This is a genomic window from Ideonella sp. (assembly GCF_044358605.1).
Lineage (GTDB): Bacteria > Pseudomonadota > Gammaproteobacteria > Burkholderiales > Burkholderiaceae_C > Ideonella.
On record NZ_JBIKNQ010000028.1, the window covers coordinates 17028 to 37828 of the forward strand.

Below are 20801 nucleotides of genomic sequence, written 5' to 3' on the forward strand. Positions count from 1 at the left end.
CTCAAGCAGTGATGAAGGCGGGGGGCGGTGGGCAGCCCGCAGACGTGGTCAGGATCTCATAGCCGGTCTCGGTGACGGCCACGGTGTGCTCCCACTGGGCGGAGAGTGAGCGGTCTTTGGTGACGATGGTCCAGCCGTCGCCCATCTCTTTGATCTCGCGGCGGCCCGCATTGATCATGGGCTCAATCGTGAACACCATACCGGGCACCAGCTCTTCCATGGTGCCGGGACGGCCGTAGTGCATGACCTGCGGCTCTTCATGGAAGCCGCGCCCAATGCCGTGGCCGCAAAACTCGCGCACGATGGAGAAGCCCTGATTCTCGGCAAAGGTCTGGATGGCATGGCCGATATCGCCCAGGCGAGCGCCCGGCTTGACCTTTTGAATGCCTTTCCACATGGCGTCATAGGTGATCGCGCACAGGCGCTTGGCGGCGATGGAGCCTTCGCCCACGATGAACATGCGCGAGGAGTCGCCATGCCAGCCGTCCTTGATGACGGTGATGTCCAAATTGACGATGTCGCCATTTTTCAGCGGCCGGTCATTCGGGATGCCGTGGCAGACCTGGTGATTGATGGACGCGCAAATCGACTTCGGGTAGGGCTTGTAGCCGTTGGGCGCGTAGTTCAGCGGTGCTGGAATGGCTTTTTGCTCATGGACGATGTAGTCATGGCAAATTTTGTCCAGCTGCTCCGTGGTGACGCCGGGCTTCACATGCTCGACAAGCATGTCCAGAACTTCCGAGGTCAGCCTACCGGCGACGCGCATGCCTTCAATGTCGGCGGCACTTTTGATGGTGATCGTCATGCCGAGATTATCCACGGGCCGCTAAAATCTCGGGTTTTCACGGGCGTCCACCCCCGCACAGGGCGGGGACAAACGCACTCCTTGAGCGCCACCAGCGCGCCGTCCACCGCCGCCACCTCGACGGGAATCCATGTCTACAGCTGCCAAGCACCTGATGCACTTTGAGGGCGGCAACGCCCTGTCCGCCTTCCGCGCCGCCGCGCTGCTTCCCGTCTTGCAAGCGGCTTGCCCGCGCATCACGGGCGTGAGCGCCCGCCACGTGCATTGGGTCTGGACGGACGCGCCGCTGGCTGAACACGACCAGGCCAAGCTCAGCCAGTTGCTCAACTACGGCGACGCGGCCCAAGTCCATGAGGGCGCTTTGGTGGTGGTGATGCCCCGTTTGGGCACCGTCTCCCCCTGGGCCTCTAAAGCCACCGACATTGCCCACAACTGCGGGCTGCCGCTGCACCGCGTGGAGCGCGTCACCGAGTACCGCCTGCACCTCAAAGACGGCCTGATCGCCGGCTTGACGGGCGCCAGCAAGGCCTTGAGTGCCGACGAGCTGAAGGCCTGCGCCATGGCTCTGCACGACCGCATGACGGAGAACGTGGCCTTTGAGCGCGAAGCCGCCGTCCACCTGTTTGACGCCAAGACGGCTGAGCCCATGGCCCATGTCGATGTGCTGGGCCTGGGCCGCAAAGCCCTAGAGCAAGCCAACACCGAGTTTGGCTTGGCCCTGTCTGACGACGAGATTGATTACCTGGAAAAGGCCTTCACGGGCCTGAAGCGCAACCCCACCGATGTGGAGTTGATGATGTTTGCCCAGGCCAACTCCGAGCACTGCCGCCACAAGATCTTCAATGCCGAGTTCAGCATTGACGGCGAGAAGCAGCCGCTGTCCATGTTCGGCATGATCCGCAACACCGAAAAGCTCAGCCCCCAGCACACCGTGGTGGCCTACAGCGACAACGCCTCGGTGATGGAAGGCGGCGTGGTGCAGCGCTGGCTGCCCCAAGGCTTTACCAACGCCCCGGCCTACGGCCCGCGTGAAGAGCTGACCCATGTGCTGATGAAGGTGGAGACACACAACCACCCCACGGCCATCTCGCCCTTCCCTGGGGCTTCTACGGGCGCGGGCGGTGAGATCCGCGACGAGGGCGCCACTGGCCGGGGCTCGCGCCCCAAGGTGGGCCTGACGGGCTTCACTGTCAGCAACTTGAACCTGCCGGGCACCAACGAGCCTTGGGAAACCCAGCCCTACGGCAAGCCCGAGCACATTGCCAGCCCCTTGCAGATCATGACCGAAGGTCCGCTGGGTGGCGCAGCCTTCAACAACGAATTTGGTCGCCCTAACTTGGCCGGCTACTTCCGGGTGTTTGAACAAACCGTGGGTGAGGGCGCCGACGGCAGCCAAAACGCCATCCGCCGTGGTTATCACAAGCCCATCATGATCGCCGGCGGCCTGGGCACCATCAGTGCCAGCCAGACCCACAAACTGCCCTTTGGCGCGGGCACTTTGCTCGTGCAGTTGGGCGGCCCAGGCATGCGCATTGGCATGGGCGGCGGGGCCGCCAGCTCGATGGCTGCGGGCACCAACACGGCCTCGCTGGACTTCGACAGCGTGCAGCGCGGCAACCCTGAAATTGAGCGCCGGGCGCAAGAGGTCATCAACCACTGCTGGGCCTTGGGCGCTACCAACCCCATCATGGCCATCCATGACGTGGGCGCAGGCGGCATCTCCAATGCCTTCCCCGAGCTGGTGGACGGCGCAGGCAAGGGCGCGCGCTTTGACCTGCGCAAAGTGCCCCTGGAAGAAACCGGCCTGGCACCTAAGGAGATCTGGTGCAACGAGAGCCAGGAGCGCTACACCCTGGCCGTCAATCCAGACCTGCTGCCCCTGTTCGAGCAGATGTGCGAGCGCGAGCGCTGCCCCTTTGCCATCGTCGGTGTAGCCACCGATGACAAAGAACTGATCCTCGAAGATGGCCCCGGCGGCGAGCGCATCATCGACATGCCCATGGACGTGCTGCTGGGCAAGCCGCCCAAGATGCACCGCGACGTGAAAAGCGTGCTGCGCACCTTGCCCGCCTTGAAGCTCGACGGCGTGGCGCTGGCCGATGCCTGCCGCAATGTGCTGCGCCACCCCACCGTGGCCTCCAAGCGCTTTCTGATCAGCATTGGCGACCGCGCCGTGGGCGGCATGAACCACCGCGACCAAATGGTCGGCCCCTGGCAAGTGCCGGTCGCGGATTGCGCCGTGACCTTGGCCGACTATGCCGGCTTCCGTGGTGAGGCCATGAGCATGGGCGAGCGCACACCGCTGGCCAGCCTGGACGCCCCGGCCTCGGGCCGCATGGCGGTGGCCGAGGCCATCACCAACCTGCTGGCCGCGCCCATGGAGCTCAGCCGGGTCAAGCTCAGCGCCAACTGGATGGCGGCCTGCGGGGAGCCTGGCGAAGACGCCGCGCTGTACGAGACCGTCAAGGCGGTGGGCATGGAGTTGTGCCCGCAGTTGGGCATCGGCATCCCCGTAGGCAAAGACAGCTTGTCCATGCGCACCCGCTGGCAAGAAGAGGGCCACACCAAGCAGGTGGTGGCACCGGTGTCGCTCATCGTCTCGGCCTTCGTCACCCTGGACGATGTGCGCGGCACCTTGACCCCGCAAATGCAAGACGGCGACACCACGCTGATCCTGGTGGACCTGGGCCAAGGCCAAGCGCGCATGGGGGGCTCCATCCTGGCGCAGACCCTGCAGCAGTTTGGCCACCAAGTGCCCGACCTTGACGACGCTGAACTGCTGAAGTCAGTGGTCAAGGCGGTGAATGCATTGCGCGCCGAAGGCAAGCTGCTGGCCTACCACGACCGCTCGGACGGCGGCTTGTGGGCGGCGGCGTGTGAGATGGCCTTTGCCGGCCAGCGCGGCGTGAGCCTGAACGTGGACATGCTGGTCACTGAAGGCGACGGCATCAGCGACAGCCGTGCCGACACGGGTGATGCCAAGAACTGGGCCAACCAGACCAGCGGCCGCCGCGAGGAGCTGACCCTCAAAGCCCTGTTCAATGAAGAGTTGGGCGTGCTCTTGCAAGTGCGCACAGCAGACCGCGACGCCGTGTTGGCCACCCTGCGTGCCCATGGCTTGGCCAAGGCCAGCCATGTGGTGGGCAAGGCCAACGACAAGCGCGTCATCGAAGTCTGGCGCGACGCCAAGGCGCAGTTCAGCGCCCCGCTGGAAGCGCTGCACAAGCAGTGGGACGAGGTCAGCTGGCGCATCAGCCGCCAGCGCGACAACCCAGCCTGTGCCGACAGCGAACACGCCCTGGCCGGCGCTGCACAGCCTGGCCTGCAGGTGGCGCTGAGCTTTGATGCTGCCGACAACGTGGCCGCGCCCTTCATTGGCAAAGCACGGCCCAAGGTGGCCATCCTGCGCGAGCAGGGTGTGAACAGCCATGTCGAAACCAGCTATGTGTTTGACCAAGCTGGCTTTGAAGCCTATGACGTCCACATGAGTGACTTGCAGGCTGGCCGCGCCAAGCTCGACCAGTTCCACGGTGTGGTCGCTTGCGGTGGCTTCAGCTATGGCGACACCCTGGGCGCCGGCGAAGGCTGGGCCCGCTCCATCCTGTTCAACCCGGCACTGGCCGAGCAGTTTGCTGCGTTCTTTGGCCGCCAAGACACCTTCGCTTTGGGCATCTGCAATGGCTGCCAGATGATGGCAGCACTCAGCCCCATGATCCCCGGTGCGCAAGCCTGGCCCAAGTTCACCCGCAACAAGAGCGAGCAGTTCGAGGCCCGGCTGAGCCTGGTCGAGGTGTTGGAGAGCCCGTCCATCTTCTTCCAGGGCATGGCCGGCAGCCGCTTGCCCATCGCCGTGGCACATGGCGAAGGCTTTGCAGACTTCAGCCAGCGTGGCGATGCCGCCGCCGTGGCACGCGCCATGCGTTTTGTGGACGGCCACGGCCAGCCCACCGAGACCTACCCGCTCAACCCCAACGGCAGCCCCGATGGCCTGACCAGCGTGACCACCGCCGACGGCCGCTTCACGGTGATGATGCCGCACCCCGAGCGGGTCTTCCGTAACGTGCTGATGAGCTGGACCAGCGGCGATATCTCGGCGCAGAGCCCGTGGATGCGGATGTTCCGCAACGCGCGCAAGTGGGTGGGCTGAGTTAGCTCTTCTTGGCGGCCAAGGCCCGCAAGCTCTCTTCGAGCGAGCGGGCCAGCCCTTGCACGGAACAGGCCAGCATCAAGTTGCGGGGCAGGCCAAAGTTCTCGACCGTGAGCTGCTTGGCGTCCACGTAGTGGCCTTTGGCAGCTTCGGTGCACAGCACTTGTTGGTGCAAGGGCCGGTGGTCTTCCAGGTAACCCCACACAGGTTTGCCCAAGGCGACGGCATAGCCCACTTCGAAGGCCGTGCCCGAGTCGGGCTCTAGGCCCCGAAAGTTGTTCAGGTTGGCCACCACCGCATCAGCCTGGCCGATCAACTCGATGTTGGCGCGGTAAATCCACTGCGCGGCCTCTGGGCCGCTCATGCCTGCGGGCAGCTCGTTGTCCAGGGGGTAGAGGCCCCGGTGGCCATGCTGTGCACACAGGGCTTTAAGGCGTTCGCCGTGCGCGCGGGCGTCCAGGCGAAATACGTCAAAACCGGCGAGGTAAATCGTCAAACCCATCGCTGCTCCCTGATCTGCCAGACGGAAAACCCCGCAAGCATAGCCGCCTGGCGGCTCTCGGTGCGATCAAGGTTGACAGTTGGGTGCCTTGCACAGCAAATACCAGTGCCCACGGGTGCCGGTGGCGTCTGTGGCAAAGGCCACGATGTCGCCGTCATCACTGATGCTGCTGGCAAACCTCAAGTGCAAGCCGCTGGGGAGCTGGACCCGCTCATCTAAGTTGAAGGTGCCCACGCCGTGGCGGCCGGTCACGATGGCTCGTGTCTCGCTGTACAGGCCCACTTTCACCCAACCCAGCCCGACCACCTGTCCATGCACATTGGGGCCGACTGCCGAGGTACCGCTGGTGCCGGGTAAGGGCTCTATCCACCGAGGATTTTTGCCGTTGTCGTCAGTGACAAAGCCCTTGACGAGCCCCGTGAGCGTGGGGTCGAAATAGCCGATGCCAGTGACTTGGCCGGTTCGGTTGACGGCATAAGCCACGCTGCCATACGGCCCAATACTGCCCAAGTCCATGAGAGATTGGCCATTGGGCTGGGTGAGGAAAGCGTGCGGCTTGAAAGACCCGAGGTCCGTCAGTGAAGAGCCCACGACTTGGCCGCGCTCATTGATGCCCCAGGCCCAAGACTCTTGGCCGCCCAAGGTGCCCAAGTCGCGGGCCACATAGGCGTTGCCAGGGTCGGCCACAAAGGCTCGACTGGTGCCCAGGGACAGCCGATAGGTGCCTGCCACTTGACCCTGCCGATTGACGGCATTCGCCTTGGCCCAAATGCTGTCAGCAAACACAACAGGGTATTCGCCGCGCCCCAACGGCCCCGTCACAAAGGCTTGCGTGCTGAACCCTTCGACGGAGCCACCGCTGCGTCCATCGCTGCTGACGCTATGAACCCACTTTTGCTGGTCTTTCACTTGCTTGAACGTCTTCACTCGGTCTGGCTCAGGCGTGCGCATCCGCAGCGTGCTGCGAACCTTTCCGCAAGGGGCGCCGTTGCGATCCTCCCAAACTGAACCGACAAGGAATCGCCCGTTGTTGCTGACGACGTAAGGGCTGTGGGGGCCTATGGAGGTGCACTCGTCGGGTACCGTGGCCAGCCACTGCAAGGTGTATTGCTCAGGGATCAGAGCTTCACCTTGCGCTTGAAGGGAGCCCGCCGCACCCAGCATGAGCCCGGCCAGGAGAGCACAGCTGCGGAAAGACAGCTTCAGAGGATGGGCAGACATGGTGACAGGCGTTGCGCCGCAGAGTGGTGATGGCTGCGGATGCTAACGCACTGAGTGTGCGGTTCCGCAGGCTTTACAGCGTCGCCCCGAGCCGCACGCCTTGGTCGATCGCGCGCTTCGCATCCAATTCGCCGGCTTCTTTGGCGCCGCCAATGATGTGTACCCGCACGCCGCTGGCTTCCAGAGGGCCTTGCAGCTCGCGCAGCGGCTCTTGGCCGGAGCACAGCACGATGTGGTCGACTTCCAGCCAGCGCGGGTTCTCGCGTTGCTCGCCTTCGCTGATGCGCAGGCCTTGGTCGCTGATCTCTTCGTAGTTGACACCGCCCAGCATGCGCACACCCAGGCGTTTCAGCGTGGTGCGGTGGATCCAGCCCGTGGTCTTGCCCAAGCCACCGCCAGGCTTGCTGGCCTTGCGCTGCAGCAAGGTGATCTGGCGTGCCGGTGCGTGGGTGGCGGGTATCTCGGTGGCCAGGCCACCGCGGTGCTCGGCCGGGTCGCCCACACCCCATTCGGCCAGCCAAGCGGGCAGATCGAGCGCGGTGGAAGTGCCGCTGTGGGCCAGGTACTCGGCCACGTCAAAGCCGATGCCGCCTGCACCGACGATGGCCACCCGCGCGCCCACCGGTGCGCCTTGCAAGACCTGCAGGTAGCTCAAGACTTTGGCGTGATCTTGGCCCGGGATGCGGGGGTTGCGCGGCGTGACACCGCTGGCCAACACCACGTCAGCAAAGCCAGCGAGGTCGGCCGCGCTGACGCGTTGGTTCAGGTGCAGATGGACTCCGGTGTCGGTGACTCGGTGCGTCCAATAGCGGAGCGTCTCGTGGAACTCTTCTTTGCCCGGCACCTGCTTGGCCAGGTTGAGCTGGCCGCCAATCTGCTGGGCGGCATCAAACAAATGCACCTCATGGCCGCGCTCGGCCAGGGTGGTGGCTGCGGCCAGGCCGGCCGGCCCGGCGCCCACCACGGCCAGCTTGCGGCGGCTGGGGCTGGGGTGAATGCGGATTTCTGTTTCGTGGCAGGCCCGGGGGTTCACCAGGCAGGAGCTGGTCTTGTTGACAAACACATGGTCCAGGCAAGCCTGGTTGCAGGCGATGCAAGTGTTGATGCGCTCGGGCTGGCCCAGGCGCGCTTTGCGCACAAAGTGGGCGTCTGCCAAAAGTGGCCGTGCCATGGAGACCATGTCGGCCGCGCCATCGGCCAGCACCTGTTCGGCCACCTCCGGCGTGTTGATGCGGTTGCTGGTGACCAGCGGAATGCCCACCTCGCTCTTCATTTTCTTGGTCAGCCACGCAAAGGCGGCGCGGGGCACGCTGGTGGCGATGGTGGGGATGCGCGCTTCGTGCCAGCCAATGCCGGTGTTGATGATGCTGGCACCGGCGGCCTCGATGCCCTTGGCCAGTTGCACCACCTCATCCCAGGTGGAGCCGCCGGGGACCAGGTCGATCATGGAGAGGCGGTAAATGATGATGAAGTCTTGGCCGACGGCCTCACGCGTGCGCTGCATGATCTCCAGCGGCAAACGCATGCGGTGGCTGTAATCGCCTCCCCATTCGTCATCCCGCTGGTTGGTGTGCGCCGCCAAGAACTGGTTGATGAAGTAGCCCTCAGAGCCCATGATCTCCACGCCGTCATAGCCTGCCTCGCGGGCTAGGCTCGCGCAGCGCACAAAGGCGCGAATCTGCCGCTCTACACCTCGGCTGCTCAGGGCTCTGGGGGTAAAGGGTGAGATGGGGGACTTGATGCGCGAGGGCGCCACCGCCAGCGGGTGGTAGGCATAGCGGCCGGTGTGCAAAATCTGCAGCGCCACTTTGCCGCCCTCCGAGTGCACCGTGTCAGTCACCAGCTTGTGGCGCTTGGCCGCACCGTGGGTGGCCAGCGTGCCCGCAAAGGGCTTGGCCCAGCCTTCGATATTGGGCGCGAAGCCGCCGGTCACGATCAGCCCCACCTCGCCCTGGGCTCGCTCCGCAAAGTAAGCGGCCAGGCGGCGCAGGTCTCGGCCTTCTTCTAAGCCGGTGTGCATGGAGCCCATCAACACCCGGTTCTTCAGCGTGGTGTGGCCCAGGTCCAGGGGAGCAAGCAGGTGAGGGTAGGCGCTCATGACTTCAAACTGACAAAAAGATGCGCCGATTGTGGCGGCGCCTCACCTGCTCGTTCTGGGGGCATTCCTCCATCAGTGGTTCGGGTTAACCCTTTGGTCTGCGCTCCGGGCTGTGGGTGTGGGAACATGTGGGCATGACCGCGCAAGACATAGAAAGCCGCCTGACGGACTTGGAGATCAAGCTCAGCTTCACCGAGGACTTGGTGGACACGCTCAACACCATGGTCACGCGACAGCAAGACCACATTGACCTGTTGTTGAATGAGGTGCGTCGCCTGCGGGAGCAGGCGCCCGAAGGTGGCCCCGCGTTTCGCAGCCTGCGGGATGAGCTGCCGCCCCATTACTGAGCCACCCTACAGCCTGAATGGGCTGGCCAGGCCCCGTGATTCTTCGACAAGCTTCGTTTCCTCCAGAAACATCAAAGGGTATTTATTCACACCTTTGGCCTTGGGTCTGAGCTGGTTTTCTGACTGAGCGGCACAGCGCAGATGCGCTCCCTAACATGGCGCCGCACGTCTGGAGAAGCGAGCCGCAAAGGGGTTGTGGCTGGCGGCGTGCCTCACCCATACGAGGAGGCTGAAGGCCATGAAGATCACGCGTAAATCGTCCGCTGTTGCTGCCGCGCAGCTTGTTTGGAGCGCCTCTATGGTGCTGGCCGCCAGCGCCCAAGCGGGCATGGTGACGGATAGCCACGGCAATGTGGCTTATGACACCGCCGCAGAGTGCGATGCTGCCGTCGCCGCGGGCAGTGCCAAGTTCTATGAGCCCTTCACGAATCAGCCGCCGCTCAAGCGGGCCGGCGAGGCGGATGTCAAGGTGATGAAGCTGGGCCAGTTGGCCGGCTATGAAAAGGGCGCTTGCGATTTGGGTGTGGGCCGCCGCGAGAACCGCGACGGTGTGAGCCGTACCTTGATCGGCAAGTACGTGCCTTACGGCCCGCAAATGTCTGTGAACGTCTACTTTGACGCTGCAGGCACCCCCGTGCGCGCCACCATGCAGCAATGCGACAACAATTTCAAGGGCGATCTGCCGCGCCCGGTGGGCAGCCAAGTCGCCGCCGCCAGCAGCGAGTGTTATGCCAATGTGCTGACGCCCGCCAAGTTTGAGAACAAGACCGAGCAAGTGCTGAAAGTGCCTGCCACCAAGCGCTTTGAGCCCGTGGCGGCCACCTTCAAGACGGTCAGCGAAGAGGTGGTGATCAGCCCGGCCATCACCAAGCAGATTCCCATTCCTGCCACCTACAAAACGGTGACCGAGCAAGTGTTGGTGCGCCCAGAGAGCTTCCGCGAAGAACCTGTGGCACCCACCTACAAAATGGTGAGCGAGCAGATGCTGGTCAAGCCTGAAGGCAAGCGCATTGAAGTCATTCCTGGCAGCTTCAAGCGCGTGAGCGAGCAAGTGATGGTGAGCCCAGAGCGCAAGGAGCTGAAGGTCATCCCGGCGACTTATGCGGACAAGGAAGACACTGTGGTGGACCGCCCGGCCACGACCCGTGTGGAAACCGTGCCTGCCACCTACAAGACGGTGAGCGAGCAAGTCTTGGCCAAGGCTGAATCTCTGCGTTACGAGCCCATTGCCTTGCCACTGCGGACCATCAAGGAAGAAGTGCTGCGCTCTGAGGCCAGCGCCAAGCTGCAAGCCTCTCGGTCCAGCGTCAAGACGGTGTCCGAGCAGGTCGTGCTCCGGGCCGAATCCAAACGCCTGATTCAAGTGCCTGCGGTGTACGACACCGTGACCGAGCGCATCAAGGTGGCCGATGCCTCCAAGGAGTGGAAGCGCGGCCGGGCCTGGATTGGCAAGGCCATCGACGTGCGCCCGCTGCGTGGCTTTGTGGTGGGCAAAGACGGCAAGGTGGATGGGGCCACCGTGGACCTGCAAGGTGCCACGGCCGACAACGCGCGCTTGGATGACGATGTGATGTGCTTGGTGGAAGTGCCTGAGCAGTATCAAACCATCAGCCGCCAAGTGCTGCGCACACCCGCCACCGTGCGCGAGGAAATCATCCCGGCCGAATACGGCACCGTGACCCGCCAGGTGATGAACCAAGAGGCCGCAGCCAGCGAGCAGGAGATCCCGGCCACCTACCAAACCATCTCCCGTCAAGTCATCGACATCGACAAGCTCAAGGCCGCGGGCTACAAGTTTGACGACAAGGGCGACATCGTGGCCGCCCCGAACGGCGACCGCGTGCTGCGCGCCGGTGCGCTGATGGGTGCAGGCGCCAAGAGCGCTGGTGCCGAATCCGGCACCGAGGGCTATGTGCGCGAGATCAAGATCCCGGCCGAGTACAAGACGGTGAGCCGCCAGGTGGTGGACCAGCCCGCCAGCGTGCGCACCATCGAAGTGCCGGGCACCAGCAAGACGGTGAAGACCCGTGTGGTGGCCACGCCCGCACGCACTGAAGAGATCGTGATCCCTGCGGTCTACAAGACGGTGGAGCGCGAAGTGGTGGACCAGGCCCCGAGCACCCGCGAGATCAAGATCCCCGCCGTCTACAAGACGGTGGAGCGCCGCGTGGTGGACACCCCTGCCAGCACCCGCAAGATCCCGGTGCCAGCGGTGTACGAATCGGTCAAGCGCCGTGTCATCGACACCCCCGCCAGCTTCCGCGAGGAAGTGATCCCGCCCATCACCAAGACCATCACCCGTCAGGTGATCGATCAGCCGGCCTCTCTGCGCGAAGTGGAAGTCCCCGCCCAATACGAAACCCTGACCTACCAGGTCAAGGTCGCCGAGGGCAAGACCGAACAACGCGCCGTGCTGTGCGAAACCAATGCCACCCCGAGCAAGATCACCGAGATCCAGCGCGCCTTGAAGGCCGCCGGTTTCGAGCCTGGCCCGCTCAACGGCGTGCTGCGTGCGCAAACCATGCGCGCCGTCAACCAATACCAGCAGTCCAAAGGCCTGCCGGTCGATGGCTTCTTGAACCTGGACACGGTGAAGTCACTGGGCGTATCGCCGAACTGAGTTCGCGCTGGCCTTGGGCCGCTGCGCTGCTGACGTGAAGGCAGCGAATCGACCCCACCGAACCCCCTGGTGCCTCACAGCCCAGGGGGTTTCCCTTTAGGGGGGACAACTTTCTATTTCAGATCCTTGCGGCATACTTTTTCCCTTCATCAAGAGGAGAGTCGCATGAGGACGGCGATACGAGCGTTGGGTTTGACTTTGTCTGTGTTGGGCAGCAGCGTGGCCTTTGAGGCCTTGGCGGTGCAAACAGCGTATTTCAACGTCGGTACAGCGTATTTGGTGGATACCAATTCCAAGACCAAGACGGCCCAGATCGCGAGCAATTTAGGGGCAAGCTCAGGTCCGTATGTGGACAGTGGCAACCAAAGATCGATCAGTTTGACAACGCCGTTTGGTTATGAGGTTTATGGCGCGTGGGTCGTTTGCCCAGGGCAGACGTCCGATGTGCTTCAGACTTGGCGTCGCGATGTCCAAACCTTGGTGCTCAAGCGCCTAAGTGGCAGTGCAAAGAAAGGCCAGACGGCAGTCATTGAGGCCGGCACAGACACCGAGATTGCAGGCTGCAATGTCGGAAAAGTTACGCCTTTCGGCAGCCCTGACGACACCGGCCTCACGCTGAGTCATTTGGCGCTGACTGAGCGGCCTAGCATGGCGGATGTCAAGCCCGGCACACGCTGGGCAGGGCTTCATGAGGGCACGTATACACCTCAACAGAACTTCTCGGTCGCCTTGATGGCAGACATCGTGACTGCACAAGCCGACGGGCGTGTGCGGTTTGAACAGTCAGGGAGAATTGTCGATAGCGTCATCACGACAGACGACTGGTGGACATTGTCCTTGCCGAGTGGCGACCGAGCCTATACGAGGCTCAGCCGTGATAAGACGACCGGTGCTGAGGTGTGGTTGCTGGGGGACAAAAGCAATGGGCGGTTGAGTTGGGCGGCAGCGTGGTGGGTATTGCCAATGAAGCCGGGTAAAGGCTTCGGCGACGTGATTGCAGCTTCTCGGTCGTGGGAGAACGGGCTGTCCAACGGTGAGTTCTTCCGCAACATGTACTCGGATTTCAGCGAGGACATCTATCAATTCAATCCGTATGCAGGGGGCTGGGAGCGGCAGTTGGGTTGGAACTGGCGCTTCGATGGCGCCAATATCATCCATACCAGAGTCGGCAGTTGGTACGTGAGAAATCGCATTTGGGAGCCGGTCAGGCGTGTAGGTCCCTACCAGTGGGTCATGGACGGGCATCAATGGACTGATCCAAACACGGGTGAGCCGTTGTTTCCTTTTACTCGTCAGGTCTTCCTACACATTGATACAGGTCCTGCGATTCAGCCAACGGGTGGCCGCGCTAGTAGCCGCACAAGTGGAGCTATTGACCTTGAAAAGCATGGGCTAGAGAGACATTACCGCCAATTCTTAAACTCAAAACGTCATCTCCCAGCCCGATAGAACTGCACCGGGCTGACTTTCGCCTCCGCCTTGGCCTGTTGCAGCACATTCTTTTTGATGCGGCCCACTACATGCATCTCGCAGGGTTTGCAGTCGAAGCGCAGGGTCAGCAGGTCGTCGCCGTGTTGGATGGTCAGGGGCTCGGCGCGCACGGTGCCTTGTACGCCGGTCACACCTTTGGCTTGTTTGGGGCAGAGGCTGAGTGAGAAGCGCACGCAGTGCTTGGTGATCATCAGGCTGGCGTCGCCTAACTCTTCGTGGCTTTCGTAGGCGGTGCCCACCACCGTCACGCCGTGGCGCACATAGAACTCGTGCGCCTTGTGGTTGAAAACGTTGGCCAGGTAGCTCAGCGTGTCCTCGGGGTAAGCCACGGGCGGCTCGGTGGCGGCCAGGCGGGGCAGTCGCTCGCGGCAGGCCTCTCGCTCGGCCTCTAGGGCCTGGATGGCGTCGCGCCGCAAGGCGTTGAGCTGGCTGGGGGGCAAGAACCAGGGCTGGCTCAGTTGCAGGCTGATCTCGCCGGCTTCAAACACCGTGGCGCCCAGCTTCGCCAAGTGGGTGTGCAGGCTCTCCGTATTGCGGGCCGGGTCTTGTGCCAACACATGCTCGGTGGTGAGGCTGGCTTGGGCAAAGTGGCCGTCGGCATCGGTGGCGCTCAGCACAAAGCCTTCTGCGCTGTCGGCCAGGTGCAGGTCCACTTTGATGCGGCGCTCGGCGCTCTTTTTGCGCAGCACGCGGTCCCAGGCCATGTCGCGGTTGCGGTGCAGCACGGTCTGGCGGCGCAGGTCTTTGCAGGCTTTGGGCGCGTCTTTGAGCACCAGCTTGAAGCGCGTCTGGGCAGCGTCCAGGGCCTCCGCCGTGTTGACTTGAATGCCTTGCAGTTCTTGCTGCAGGTCGTACCAGGTGATGGAGTCGCCGTTGTTGACAGGGCCGACGCCCTCGTCGAGTTGCACCTCGATGTGGTCGGGGCCCACATGGCTGACCCAGCCCAGCGGCATGCCGGCGTGCTTGGGGCTGTCGAAGGCGCCGATGTCGTCTTGGCGGCCGTTCACAAAATAGTCGGTGGCACCGCGGTTGAAGTTGCGCTGCGGGTCGGGCTCAAAGTCGAAGCGGGTTTGGCCGCTGCTGGCCTGGGCCAAGTCAGGGCGCTGAGTCAGCGCGTCGTCGAGCAGCTTGCGGTAATGGGCGGTGATGTTCTTGACATAGCCCATGTCTTTGTAGCGGCCCTCAATCTTGAAGCTGCGCACGCCTGCGTCCACCAGCGCACCGATGTTGGCGGACTGGTCGTTGTCCTTCATGGACAGCACATGCTTGTCATGGGCGACGATGCGGCCCTGGGTGTCGGTCACCGTCCAGGGCAGGCGGCAGGCCTGAGAGCAATCGCCCCGGTTGGCGCTGCGGCCCGTTTGGGCATGGCTGACATAGCACTGGCCGCTGTAGGCCACGCACAGGGCGCCGTGGATGAAGAACTCGATCACCGTATCGGGCAGCGCCTGAGCCACCGCTTGAATCTGCGCCAGGTCCAACTCACGCGCCAGCACGATCTGCGAGAAGCCCGCGTGGGCCAAGAAACGCGCCTTCTCGACGCTGCGGATGTCGCACTGGGTGCTGGCATGCAGTTGCAGCGGCGGCAGGTCCAGCAAGGTCAGGCCCATGTCTTGGACGATCATCGCGTCAGCCCCAGCGTGGTAAACCTCCCAAGCCATCTGGCGAGCGCCGTCAAGCTCGTCGTCACGCAAGATGGTGTTGAGCGTGACGAAGATCTTGGCCCCAAAACGGTGGGCATGGCGGGTCAGGCGCTCAATGTCCTGCACGCTGTTGCCCGCTGAAGCGCGGGCGCCAAAGCCTGGGCCGCCGATGTAGACGGCGTCGGCGCCGTGGTTGATGGCTTCGATGCCGATGTCGGCATCACGGGCGGGCGAGAGCAGCTCCAACTGCCGGGTGCGGGGCGTGTGAAAAGAGGACATAGGGCCGCTATGGTAGCGGCCCTCAGGCCGTGCGTTCAGGCCAGCAGGCGTGCTGCGGCCACGTCGATGGAGGCGCGCAGGTCCACCAAGCTGTGGTGCACGGCAAATTGCGGGAACTGCTGCGTGATGGAAGCGGGCGGGTGAATGAAGAAGCCGGCATGCGCGGCGCTCAACATACCCGTGTCGTTGTAAGAGTCACCGGCGGCCATGACCTGGTAGTTCAGGCCCTTCAGCGCCTCTACAGCCTTGCGCTTTTGGTCGGGTTGGCGCAGGCGGTAGTCGCGCACAAAGCCTTCGTCATCCACCAAGAGCTTGTGGCAGAAGAGGGTGGGGCGGCCCAGTTGCGCCATCAGCGGGTCGGCAAACTCGTAGAAGGTGTCCGACAGGATGATGACCTGATAGCTCAGGCGCAGGCTGTCCAAAAATTCCTTTGCGCCGTCCATCGGGGCCATGCCTGCAATCACGGCCTGGATGTCGGCCAGCTTCAAGCCGTGCTGGGCCAGCAGGTCAATGCGAAAGCGCATCAGCTTGTCGTAATCCGGCTCGTCGCGGGTGGTGCGAGAGAACTCGGCGATGCCGGTTCGCTTGGAGAATTCAATCCAGATTTCCGGGACCAACACACCTTCGAGATCGAGGCAAACGACTTGCATGGCAATGGCGCTTTGGGCAGCGCTTTGGTAGTGAAAAGACGGCCGCGATGGTAGCCCATCCACGGCCGTCTTTGGCTGACGCTGTCAGACCTGTCAGGGTGTGCCTGAAACGTTCACGGCCACGTTGTCAAAGCGCGCTTCCAAGTCGGCTTGGGTGCGCGGGCCGCTGAAGCAGTTGGCCAATTGCTGGCGGAGGCCCAGCAGCTTGCTGGGGTTGCCCGGGCCGGAGGTGTCGCTGTCGGTGTAGCTGATGGCCACAGCCGGATTGCTGTCGCGTGTCAGCAAGAAGCGTTTGTTGGCTTGGTCCCACTCCACTTGTGCCCGGACCAAGCTGCCCACCGCCACGGTGCCCAAGTTCTGGACGCCGCCGACCAGCACGCTGGTGCTGCAGTCCGGGTTGGTGCAGCGATAGGCCAGGCCTTCGACTTGCAAGGTGCCTGCCGGGGCCGTGGAGTTGCTGCGCAGAACCACACGAAGCTGGGCGCCCACATCGCCGGTCGCATTGCCCGGGGTAGCGACACCATTGTTGAAGAACGAACCGTTCAAGCGTGCAGCGGCCTCGGTGGGGTTGGTGTTGGCAGCGCAGGCCAGCGTGCTCGCACTGGTGACGGTGATTTCCGCGCGCATCTGGGTGATGCGCCAGGGTTCGTCAAAGGGCAGGCTGTGGTTGATGCTCAAGGTGCCGCTGTTGCTGATCTGCTGGCCAAGATTGCGCTGGCGCAGCGAGGCAAAGCCGCTCTTGATCTCTCGGCCCAGCTCGATCTGGTTCCACAGGGTCGGGCTGAGGGTGCCGCTGGCCGCAGTAAAGCCGTCATAAGTGACATAGGTCTCGGCGGCGACGCTAGGTGTGCTGGCCAGTGCAGCCAGCAAGAGCGTAGAAAGCGTGAAAAAGCGCATGGCGAACTCCTGGCTCAGGGCTTGGCAGATTTATTGACGGCAACGTTGTCAAACGTCGCATCGATGGCCGCAGTGGTCCGTGGACCGCTCAAGCAAGCTGCGATGTCCGTGCGAGTCGCTACTTGCTTGAAGCTGTTGCCCGGTGCGATGTTGTCGCTGACGGTGTAGCTGACGCTGCTGCTGGTGCTGCCGTCACGTACGGCCGTGAAGGTTTTGGCCGCCTTGTCCCACTCCAGTTGCAAGGTGACGTTCTGGTTCAAGGTGGTGGTGCCGAGGTTGGTGAAGGTGCCGACAGCAGTCGTCACACTGCAGTCACTGTTCTGGCAGACGAACACGCCACCTCCCACTTGCAGGGTGCCCGGTGCATCCACACTGTTGCTGAAACGTCCCACCCATACTTGCGCCAGCACGTCACCTTGCATGCTGCCGGAGGTCGGTGCGCCTGTGTTGAAGAAGGTCCCGATCAAGCGTGCTCGCGCGGAGCTGGCGGTGGGGTTGGCGGAGCAGCCAATGGCCTCGATGCTGCCCACCTTGACCGTGGCCTTGAGTTGGGTGACGCGGCTTGGGTCTGCGATGCTGGTGCCAAAACTCACGCCTTGCGCGCCCGAATCGCTTTGCGTGGCACCCCAATCCCGCTGGATGTGGTTGAGTGTGCCGGCCTTGACCTTACGAACGCGCTCAAAGCTGGCCCACTTGCTGGCGTCTATGGGCGCGGCATTGAATTTGTCGTAAGAGGCAAAGCTCTCCAGCGCCCAGGTGGGACTGCTGCAGAGCACCGCGGCCGTGGCCGCGCTGATCAGAATCAAAGACTTCATGCTTCCTCCAGGTGTCGGGGCACTGTGCATGCCCGGCCCCATGCAGACCCGAGAACTGCTGAGGCCATGCCTGAGCATGCAGCCGCAATGGTGGGCCTTGTTCAGGCGCGACGCATCGCAAACATTAAGGAGGAAGTCGACAGCCCGACGTCAGCTCACCATATAGGCAGCGGCCCCGGTGGCGATCAGAACACCGGCGTCGTTGACCAGCCGCATTTGGGTGGAACCCACCCGGCCGCCCAGGCGGGTGACTTCAGCCGAGGCGATGAAGTGCTGGCCGATACCTTGACGCAGGAAGTCCACCCGCAGGTCAATGGTGCCCATGCGGGCAAAGCGATGCATGATCTGCTCGGCGTTCTCGTCGGGGTGTTTTTCGCCAATCGCCACCATCAGGGCCAAGCCCCCCATGGCGTCCAAGGTGGCGGAGATCACGCCGCCATGCAAGCGACCGTAGAGGAAGTGCCCCACCAACTCTGGCCGCATGGTGATGCGGGCCGTGGGGCCGGTGGCGGCCAAGCTCTCCACCGAGAGGCCCAAGGTTTGATTGAAGGTGATGCGCTGCTCAAACAGGTCTTTGAGCGCACTGTCCAGGCGGACTTGCTCGGCGTCAGATCGGCGGGGGGGAGGGCTGGCAGTCATGGGCAGAGCATAGCCGCAGTGTCAGGTCCATGAGCATTCATGCGGTATCTTCCAGGTCATGCGCATGCATGACCTGCCTTCCACCTCCTTGCCTGTAGCCCAGCGTTTCGACCGCTTAGACGCCTTGCGCGGCGCGGCGGTGGTGTGGATGGCCGTGTTTCACTTTTGCTTCGACCTGAACCAGAAGGGCTTGTTGAACCCGCCGCAGCAGTTTCTGAGCGACCCCTTTTGGACCTGGCAGCGCACGACCATCGTCTCGATGTTCTTGCTGTGTGCGGGCATGGGTCAGGCTGTGGCCTTGCAGGCCGGCCAGTCATGGGCGCGCTTTTGGCGGCGTTGGGGCCAAGTGGCGGGGTGTGCGCTGCTGGTGTCGGCGGGGTCGGCCTGGATGTTTCCGCAAAGCTGGATCCACTTTGGCGTGCTGCACGGCTTGGCGGTGATGATCTTGCTGTTGCGTGTGTGCTGGCCCTTGCTGCGCAAGTTGGGGCCACTGGGTCTGCTTGGGCTGGGCGCCTTGGCGCTGGCCTTGCCCCAGTGGGTGGCTGTAGAGGCCCTGAATGGCCGCTGGGGCAATTGGACCGGCTTGGTGACCCGCCTGCCCGTGACGCAAGACTATGTGCCGGTGTTCCCTTGGCTGGGCGTGATGCTCTGGGGTTTGGCGCTGGGCCTCTATCTGCAGCGGCAGCAGCCCCAGGCGTGGGCGGGGCCGCTGCCGCGCTGGGCCCATCCTTTGGCCGTGCTTGGCCGCTGGTCCTTGAGTTTTTACATGCTGCACCAGCCGATCTTGATCGGCTTGATCGCCCTGGCCCTGGCTTGCTGTTAGGCTCGCTGCACTTTTGAAATGTTTTTGACGCGCTCGTCGCGATTGCCCTTTATGTCCAACAAAGTTCTGTTCGGCTTTCATGCCGTCACGGTGCGTCTGAAGACGGCGCCGGAGTCCATCATCGAAGTGCATTTCGACGACGAGCGCCGTGATGCCCGTATGCGCGGTTTTTTAGAGCGCTGCGAAGAGGCTGGCGCTAAAGCGATTGACAGCGACGACAGCCGCCTGAGCAAGCTGGCGGGCAGCCCCCGCCATCAGGGCGTGGTGGCGCGGGTCAAGCCCTTGGCGCAGCGGCACTCTCTGGACGAAGTGCTGGAAGACGTCGAAGCCTTGCAGGAAGACCCACCGCTGGTGCTGGCCCTGGATGGCGTGACGGACCCCCACAACCTGGGCGCCTGCTTGCGGGTGGCCGATGGCGCGGGCGCGCATGCCGTCATCGCTCCCAAAGACCATGCAGTGGGCCTGAACGCCACGGTCGCCAAAGTGGCCTCGGGCGCGGCAGAGACCGTGCCCTACCTGATGGTGACCAATCTGGCCCGCAGCCTCAACGAGATGAAGGAGCGCGGCATTCGCATCATCGGTACGAGTGACGATGCCGAACACACGCTGTGGGACGTGGACTTCACCGGGCCGGTGGCCATTGTGTTGGGCGCCGAAGGCCCAGGCATGCGCCAGCTGACCCGCAAGACTTGCGACCAGCTGATCTCCATTCCCATGGCGGGGGCGGTGGAGAGCCTGAATGTGTCGGTGGCCGCCGCCATCTGCTTGTATGAAGCGCGTCGCCAGCGCAAAGGCTGAGCGTTCAACTGCAATTGATTTGACTTTGAAGAGACCACCATGCCTGTGATTGCCGTGAACCACCCGCTTGTGCGCCACAAAGTGGGCTTGCTACGCGAAGCAGATATCTCCACCAAAAAGTTTCGCGAGTTGACCGGCGAGCTGGCTCGACTGCTGGCCTATGAAGCCACGGCGGACTTTCCGCTGGCCCCTGTCACCATCAATTGCTGGAGCGGCCCCGCAGAGGTCGAGCAAATTGCCGGGCGCAAGGTCACGGTGGTGCCCATCTTGCGTGCCGGCCTGGGCATGCTCGACGGCGTGCTGGACATGATCCCGAACGCCAAGGTGAGTGTGGTGGGCCTGTCACGCAACCATGAAACCTTGCAGCCCGAGCACTACTTCGAGCGCTTTGTGGGCCACTTGGAGGAGCGCACCGCCCTCATCATCGACCCCATGTTGGCGACGGCGGGCTCCATGATCGCGACTGTCGACTTACTTAAGCGCCGAGGCTGCAAAGATGTGCGCGCCTTGGTGCTGGTGGCGGCCCCGGAGGGCGTGGCGGCCCTGCAGGCGGCCCACCCCGATGTGCGCTGCTGGACGGCGGCCATTGACAGTCATCTGAACGAGTTGGGCTACATCATCCCGGGCCTGGGTGATGCTGGCGACAAGATTTTTGGCACCAAGGACGAGGGTTCCCTGTGAGCATGATCAAGGCGGGTGCGGTGTGCGCCGCAGTTCTGGGGCTGGGTTTGTTGACGGCCTGCACCCAGGAGCAACAAAACCAAATCAAGCGCGACATCCAGAACTGGACCGGCACGGACGGCGTCTTGGAGGTGTATGCCGGTGACAAAGTGATCAAGCGCTTCTTGAAGATCGATAAGCTCTCTACGGGCTTGGGCACCACCGACAACGTACCCCGGGCCTATCGATACGGCTATGGGGTGATGGACACCAACCTCAATGGCCAAGCCGATGCGGGTGAGAAGCGGGTGTACTTTGAGATTGGCGAGTACACCCATTACGTGTTCTTCGATAACCCGAGTTGAT

Annotated in this window: 17 protein-coding genes; 8 read left to right on the top strand and 9 right to left on the bottom strand. The window is 63.2% G+C overall.

Annotated features, from left to right (window positions below; translation table 11 throughout):
* Nucleotide 1 precedes the first annotated feature (1 nt).
* Nucleotides 2-805 (bottom strand): type I methionyl aminopeptidase, encoded by an 804-nt coding sequence (map, locus tag ACIQ3Q_RS11480; RefSeq protein ID WP_396269212.1) that lies wholly within the window; start codon nt 803-805, stop codon nt 2-4.
* A gap of 130 nt (nt 806-935) precedes the next feature.
* On the opposite strand from map, the gene purL reads away from it, so the two are divergent.
* The gene (purL, locus tag ACIQ3Q_RS11485) at nt 936-4952 is read left to right on the top strand and encodes a phosphoribosylformylglycinamidine synthase (protein ID WP_396269213.1); all 4017 of its coding nucleotides are present in this window, start codon (nt 936-938) and stop codon (nt 4950-4952) included.
* Nucleotide 4953: 1 nt separating this feature from the next.
* On the opposite strand, the gene ACIQ3Q_RS11490 is transcribed toward purL, so the two are convergent.
* The 3 genes from ACIQ3Q_RS11490 to ACIQ3Q_RS11500 form a co-directional block, all read right to left on the bottom strand.
* Entirely contained in the window at nt 4954-5454 is a 501-nt protein-coding gene (locus tag ACIQ3Q_RS11490; RefSeq protein ID WP_396269214.1) for a nucleoside 2-deoxyribosyltransferase, read from the bottom strand.
* 66 nt (nt 5455-5520) lie between these two features.
* Nucleotides 5521-6675: a hypothetical protein gene (locus ACIQ3Q_RS11495; RefSeq protein WP_396269215.1), complete on the bottom strand. Its 1155-nt coding sequence runs from the start codon at nt 6673-6675 to the stop codon at nt 5521-5523.
* A 73-nt stretch (nt 6676-6748) separates the two neighbouring features.
* On the bottom strand, nt 6749-8773 hold the full coding sequence (locus ACIQ3Q_RS11500; RefSeq protein ID WP_396269216.1) for an FAD-dependent oxidoreductase: 2025 nt from the start codon (nt 8771-8773) through the stop codon (nt 6749-6751).
* Between the two features lie 134 nt (nt 8774-8907).
* Here ACIQ3Q_RS11500 and ACIQ3Q_RS11505 point away from each other — a divergent pair, with 134 nt between their 5' ends.
* From ACIQ3Q_RS11505 to ACIQ3Q_RS11515, 3 genes are all read left to right on the top strand, one after another.
* The gene (locus ACIQ3Q_RS11505; RefSeq protein ID WP_396269217.1) at nt 8908-9120 is read left to right on the top strand and encodes a SlyX family protein; all 213 of its coding nucleotides are present in this window, start codon (nt 8908-8910) and stop codon (nt 9118-9120) included.
* A gap of 238 nt (nt 9121-9358) precedes the next feature.
* Nucleotides 9359-11740, top strand: coding sequence for a peptidoglycan-binding domain-containing protein (locus tag ACIQ3Q_RS11510; RefSeq protein WP_396269218.1), 2382 nt, complete (start codon nt 9359-9361; stop codon nt 11738-11740).
* A 165-nt stretch (nt 11741-11905) separates the two neighbouring features.
* Complete coding sequence (locus tag ACIQ3Q_RS11515; protein ID WP_396269219.1) at nt 11906-13189, top strand: hypothetical protein; 1284 nt, start codon at nt 11906-11908, stop codon at nt 13187-13189.
* On the opposite strand, the gene ACIQ3Q_RS11520 is transcribed toward ACIQ3Q_RS11515, so the two are convergent.
* The 5 genes from ACIQ3Q_RS11520 to ACIQ3Q_RS11540 all read right to left on the bottom strand — a co-directional run bounded on the left by ACIQ3Q_RS11520 (nt 13171) and on the right by ACIQ3Q_RS11540 (nt 18154).
* On the bottom strand, nt 13171-15153 hold the full coding sequence (locus tag ACIQ3Q_RS11520) for a U32 family peptidase (protein ID WP_396269220.1): 1983 nt from the start codon (nt 15151-15153) through the stop codon (nt 13171-13173). The genes ACIQ3Q_RS11515 and ACIQ3Q_RS11520 overlap by 19 nt on opposite strands.
* Nucleotides 15154-15188: 35 nt before the next feature.
* Nucleotides 15189-15803 carry a bifunctional phosphoserine phosphatase/homoserine phosphotransferase ThrH gene (gene thrH, locus ACIQ3Q_RS11525; RefSeq protein ID WP_396269221.1) on the bottom strand — a complete coding sequence of 205 codons (615 nt, stop codon included), beginning with the start codon at nt 15801-15803 and terminating at the stop codon, nt 15189-15191.
* A gap of 93 nt (nt 15804-15896) precedes the next feature.
* A complete protein-coding gene (locus ACIQ3Q_RS11530; RefSeq protein WP_396269222.1) occupies nt 15897-16700 on the bottom strand; it encodes a hypothetical protein in 804 nt (267 codons plus the stop codon).
* A 14-nt stretch (nt 16701-16714) separates the two neighbouring features.
* Nucleotides 16715-17515, bottom strand: a complete 801-nt coding sequence (locus ACIQ3Q_RS11535) for a hypothetical protein (protein ID WP_396269223.1) — start codon at nt 17513-17515, stop codon at nt 16715-16717.
* 150 nt (nt 17516-17665) lie between these two features.
* Nucleotides 17666-18154 carry a thioesterase family protein gene (locus tag ACIQ3Q_RS11540; RefSeq protein ID WP_396269224.1) on the bottom strand — a complete coding sequence of 163 codons (489 nt, stop codon included), beginning with the start codon at nt 18152-18154 and terminating at the stop codon, nt 17666-17668.
* A gap of 58 nt (nt 18155-18212) precedes the next feature.
* Here ACIQ3Q_RS11540 and ACIQ3Q_RS11545 point away from each other — a divergent pair, with 58 nt between their 5' ends.
* The 4 genes from ACIQ3Q_RS11545 to ACIQ3Q_RS11560 are packed head-to-tail and all read left to right on the top strand — an operon-like array spanning nt 18213 to nt 20800.
* Complete coding sequence (locus tag ACIQ3Q_RS11545) at nt 18213-18977, top strand: heparan-alpha-glucosaminide N-acetyltransferase (RefSeq protein WP_396269225.1); 765 nt, start codon at nt 18213-18215, stop codon at nt 18975-18977.
* A gap of 51 nt (nt 18978-19028) precedes the next feature.
* Nucleotides 19029-19775 (top strand): 23S rRNA (guanosine(2251)-2'-O)-methyltransferase RlmB, encoded by a 747-nt coding sequence (gene rlmB / locus ACIQ3Q_RS11550; RefSeq protein ID WP_396269226.1) that lies wholly within the window; start codon nt 19029-19031, stop codon nt 19773-19775.
* A gap of 39 nt (nt 19776-19814) precedes the next feature.
* On the top strand, nt 19815-20456 hold the full coding sequence (upp, locus tag ACIQ3Q_RS11555; protein ID WP_396269227.1) for a uracil phosphoribosyltransferase: 642 nt from the start codon (nt 19815-19817) through the stop codon (nt 20454-20456).
* 2 nt (nt 20457-20458) lie between these two features.
* The gene (locus ACIQ3Q_RS11560) at nt 20459-20800 is read left to right on the top strand and encodes a hypothetical protein (protein ID WP_396269250.1); all 342 of its coding nucleotides are present in this window, start codon (nt 20459-20461) and stop codon (nt 20798-20800) included.
* Nucleotide 20801 lies beyond the last annotated feature (1 nt).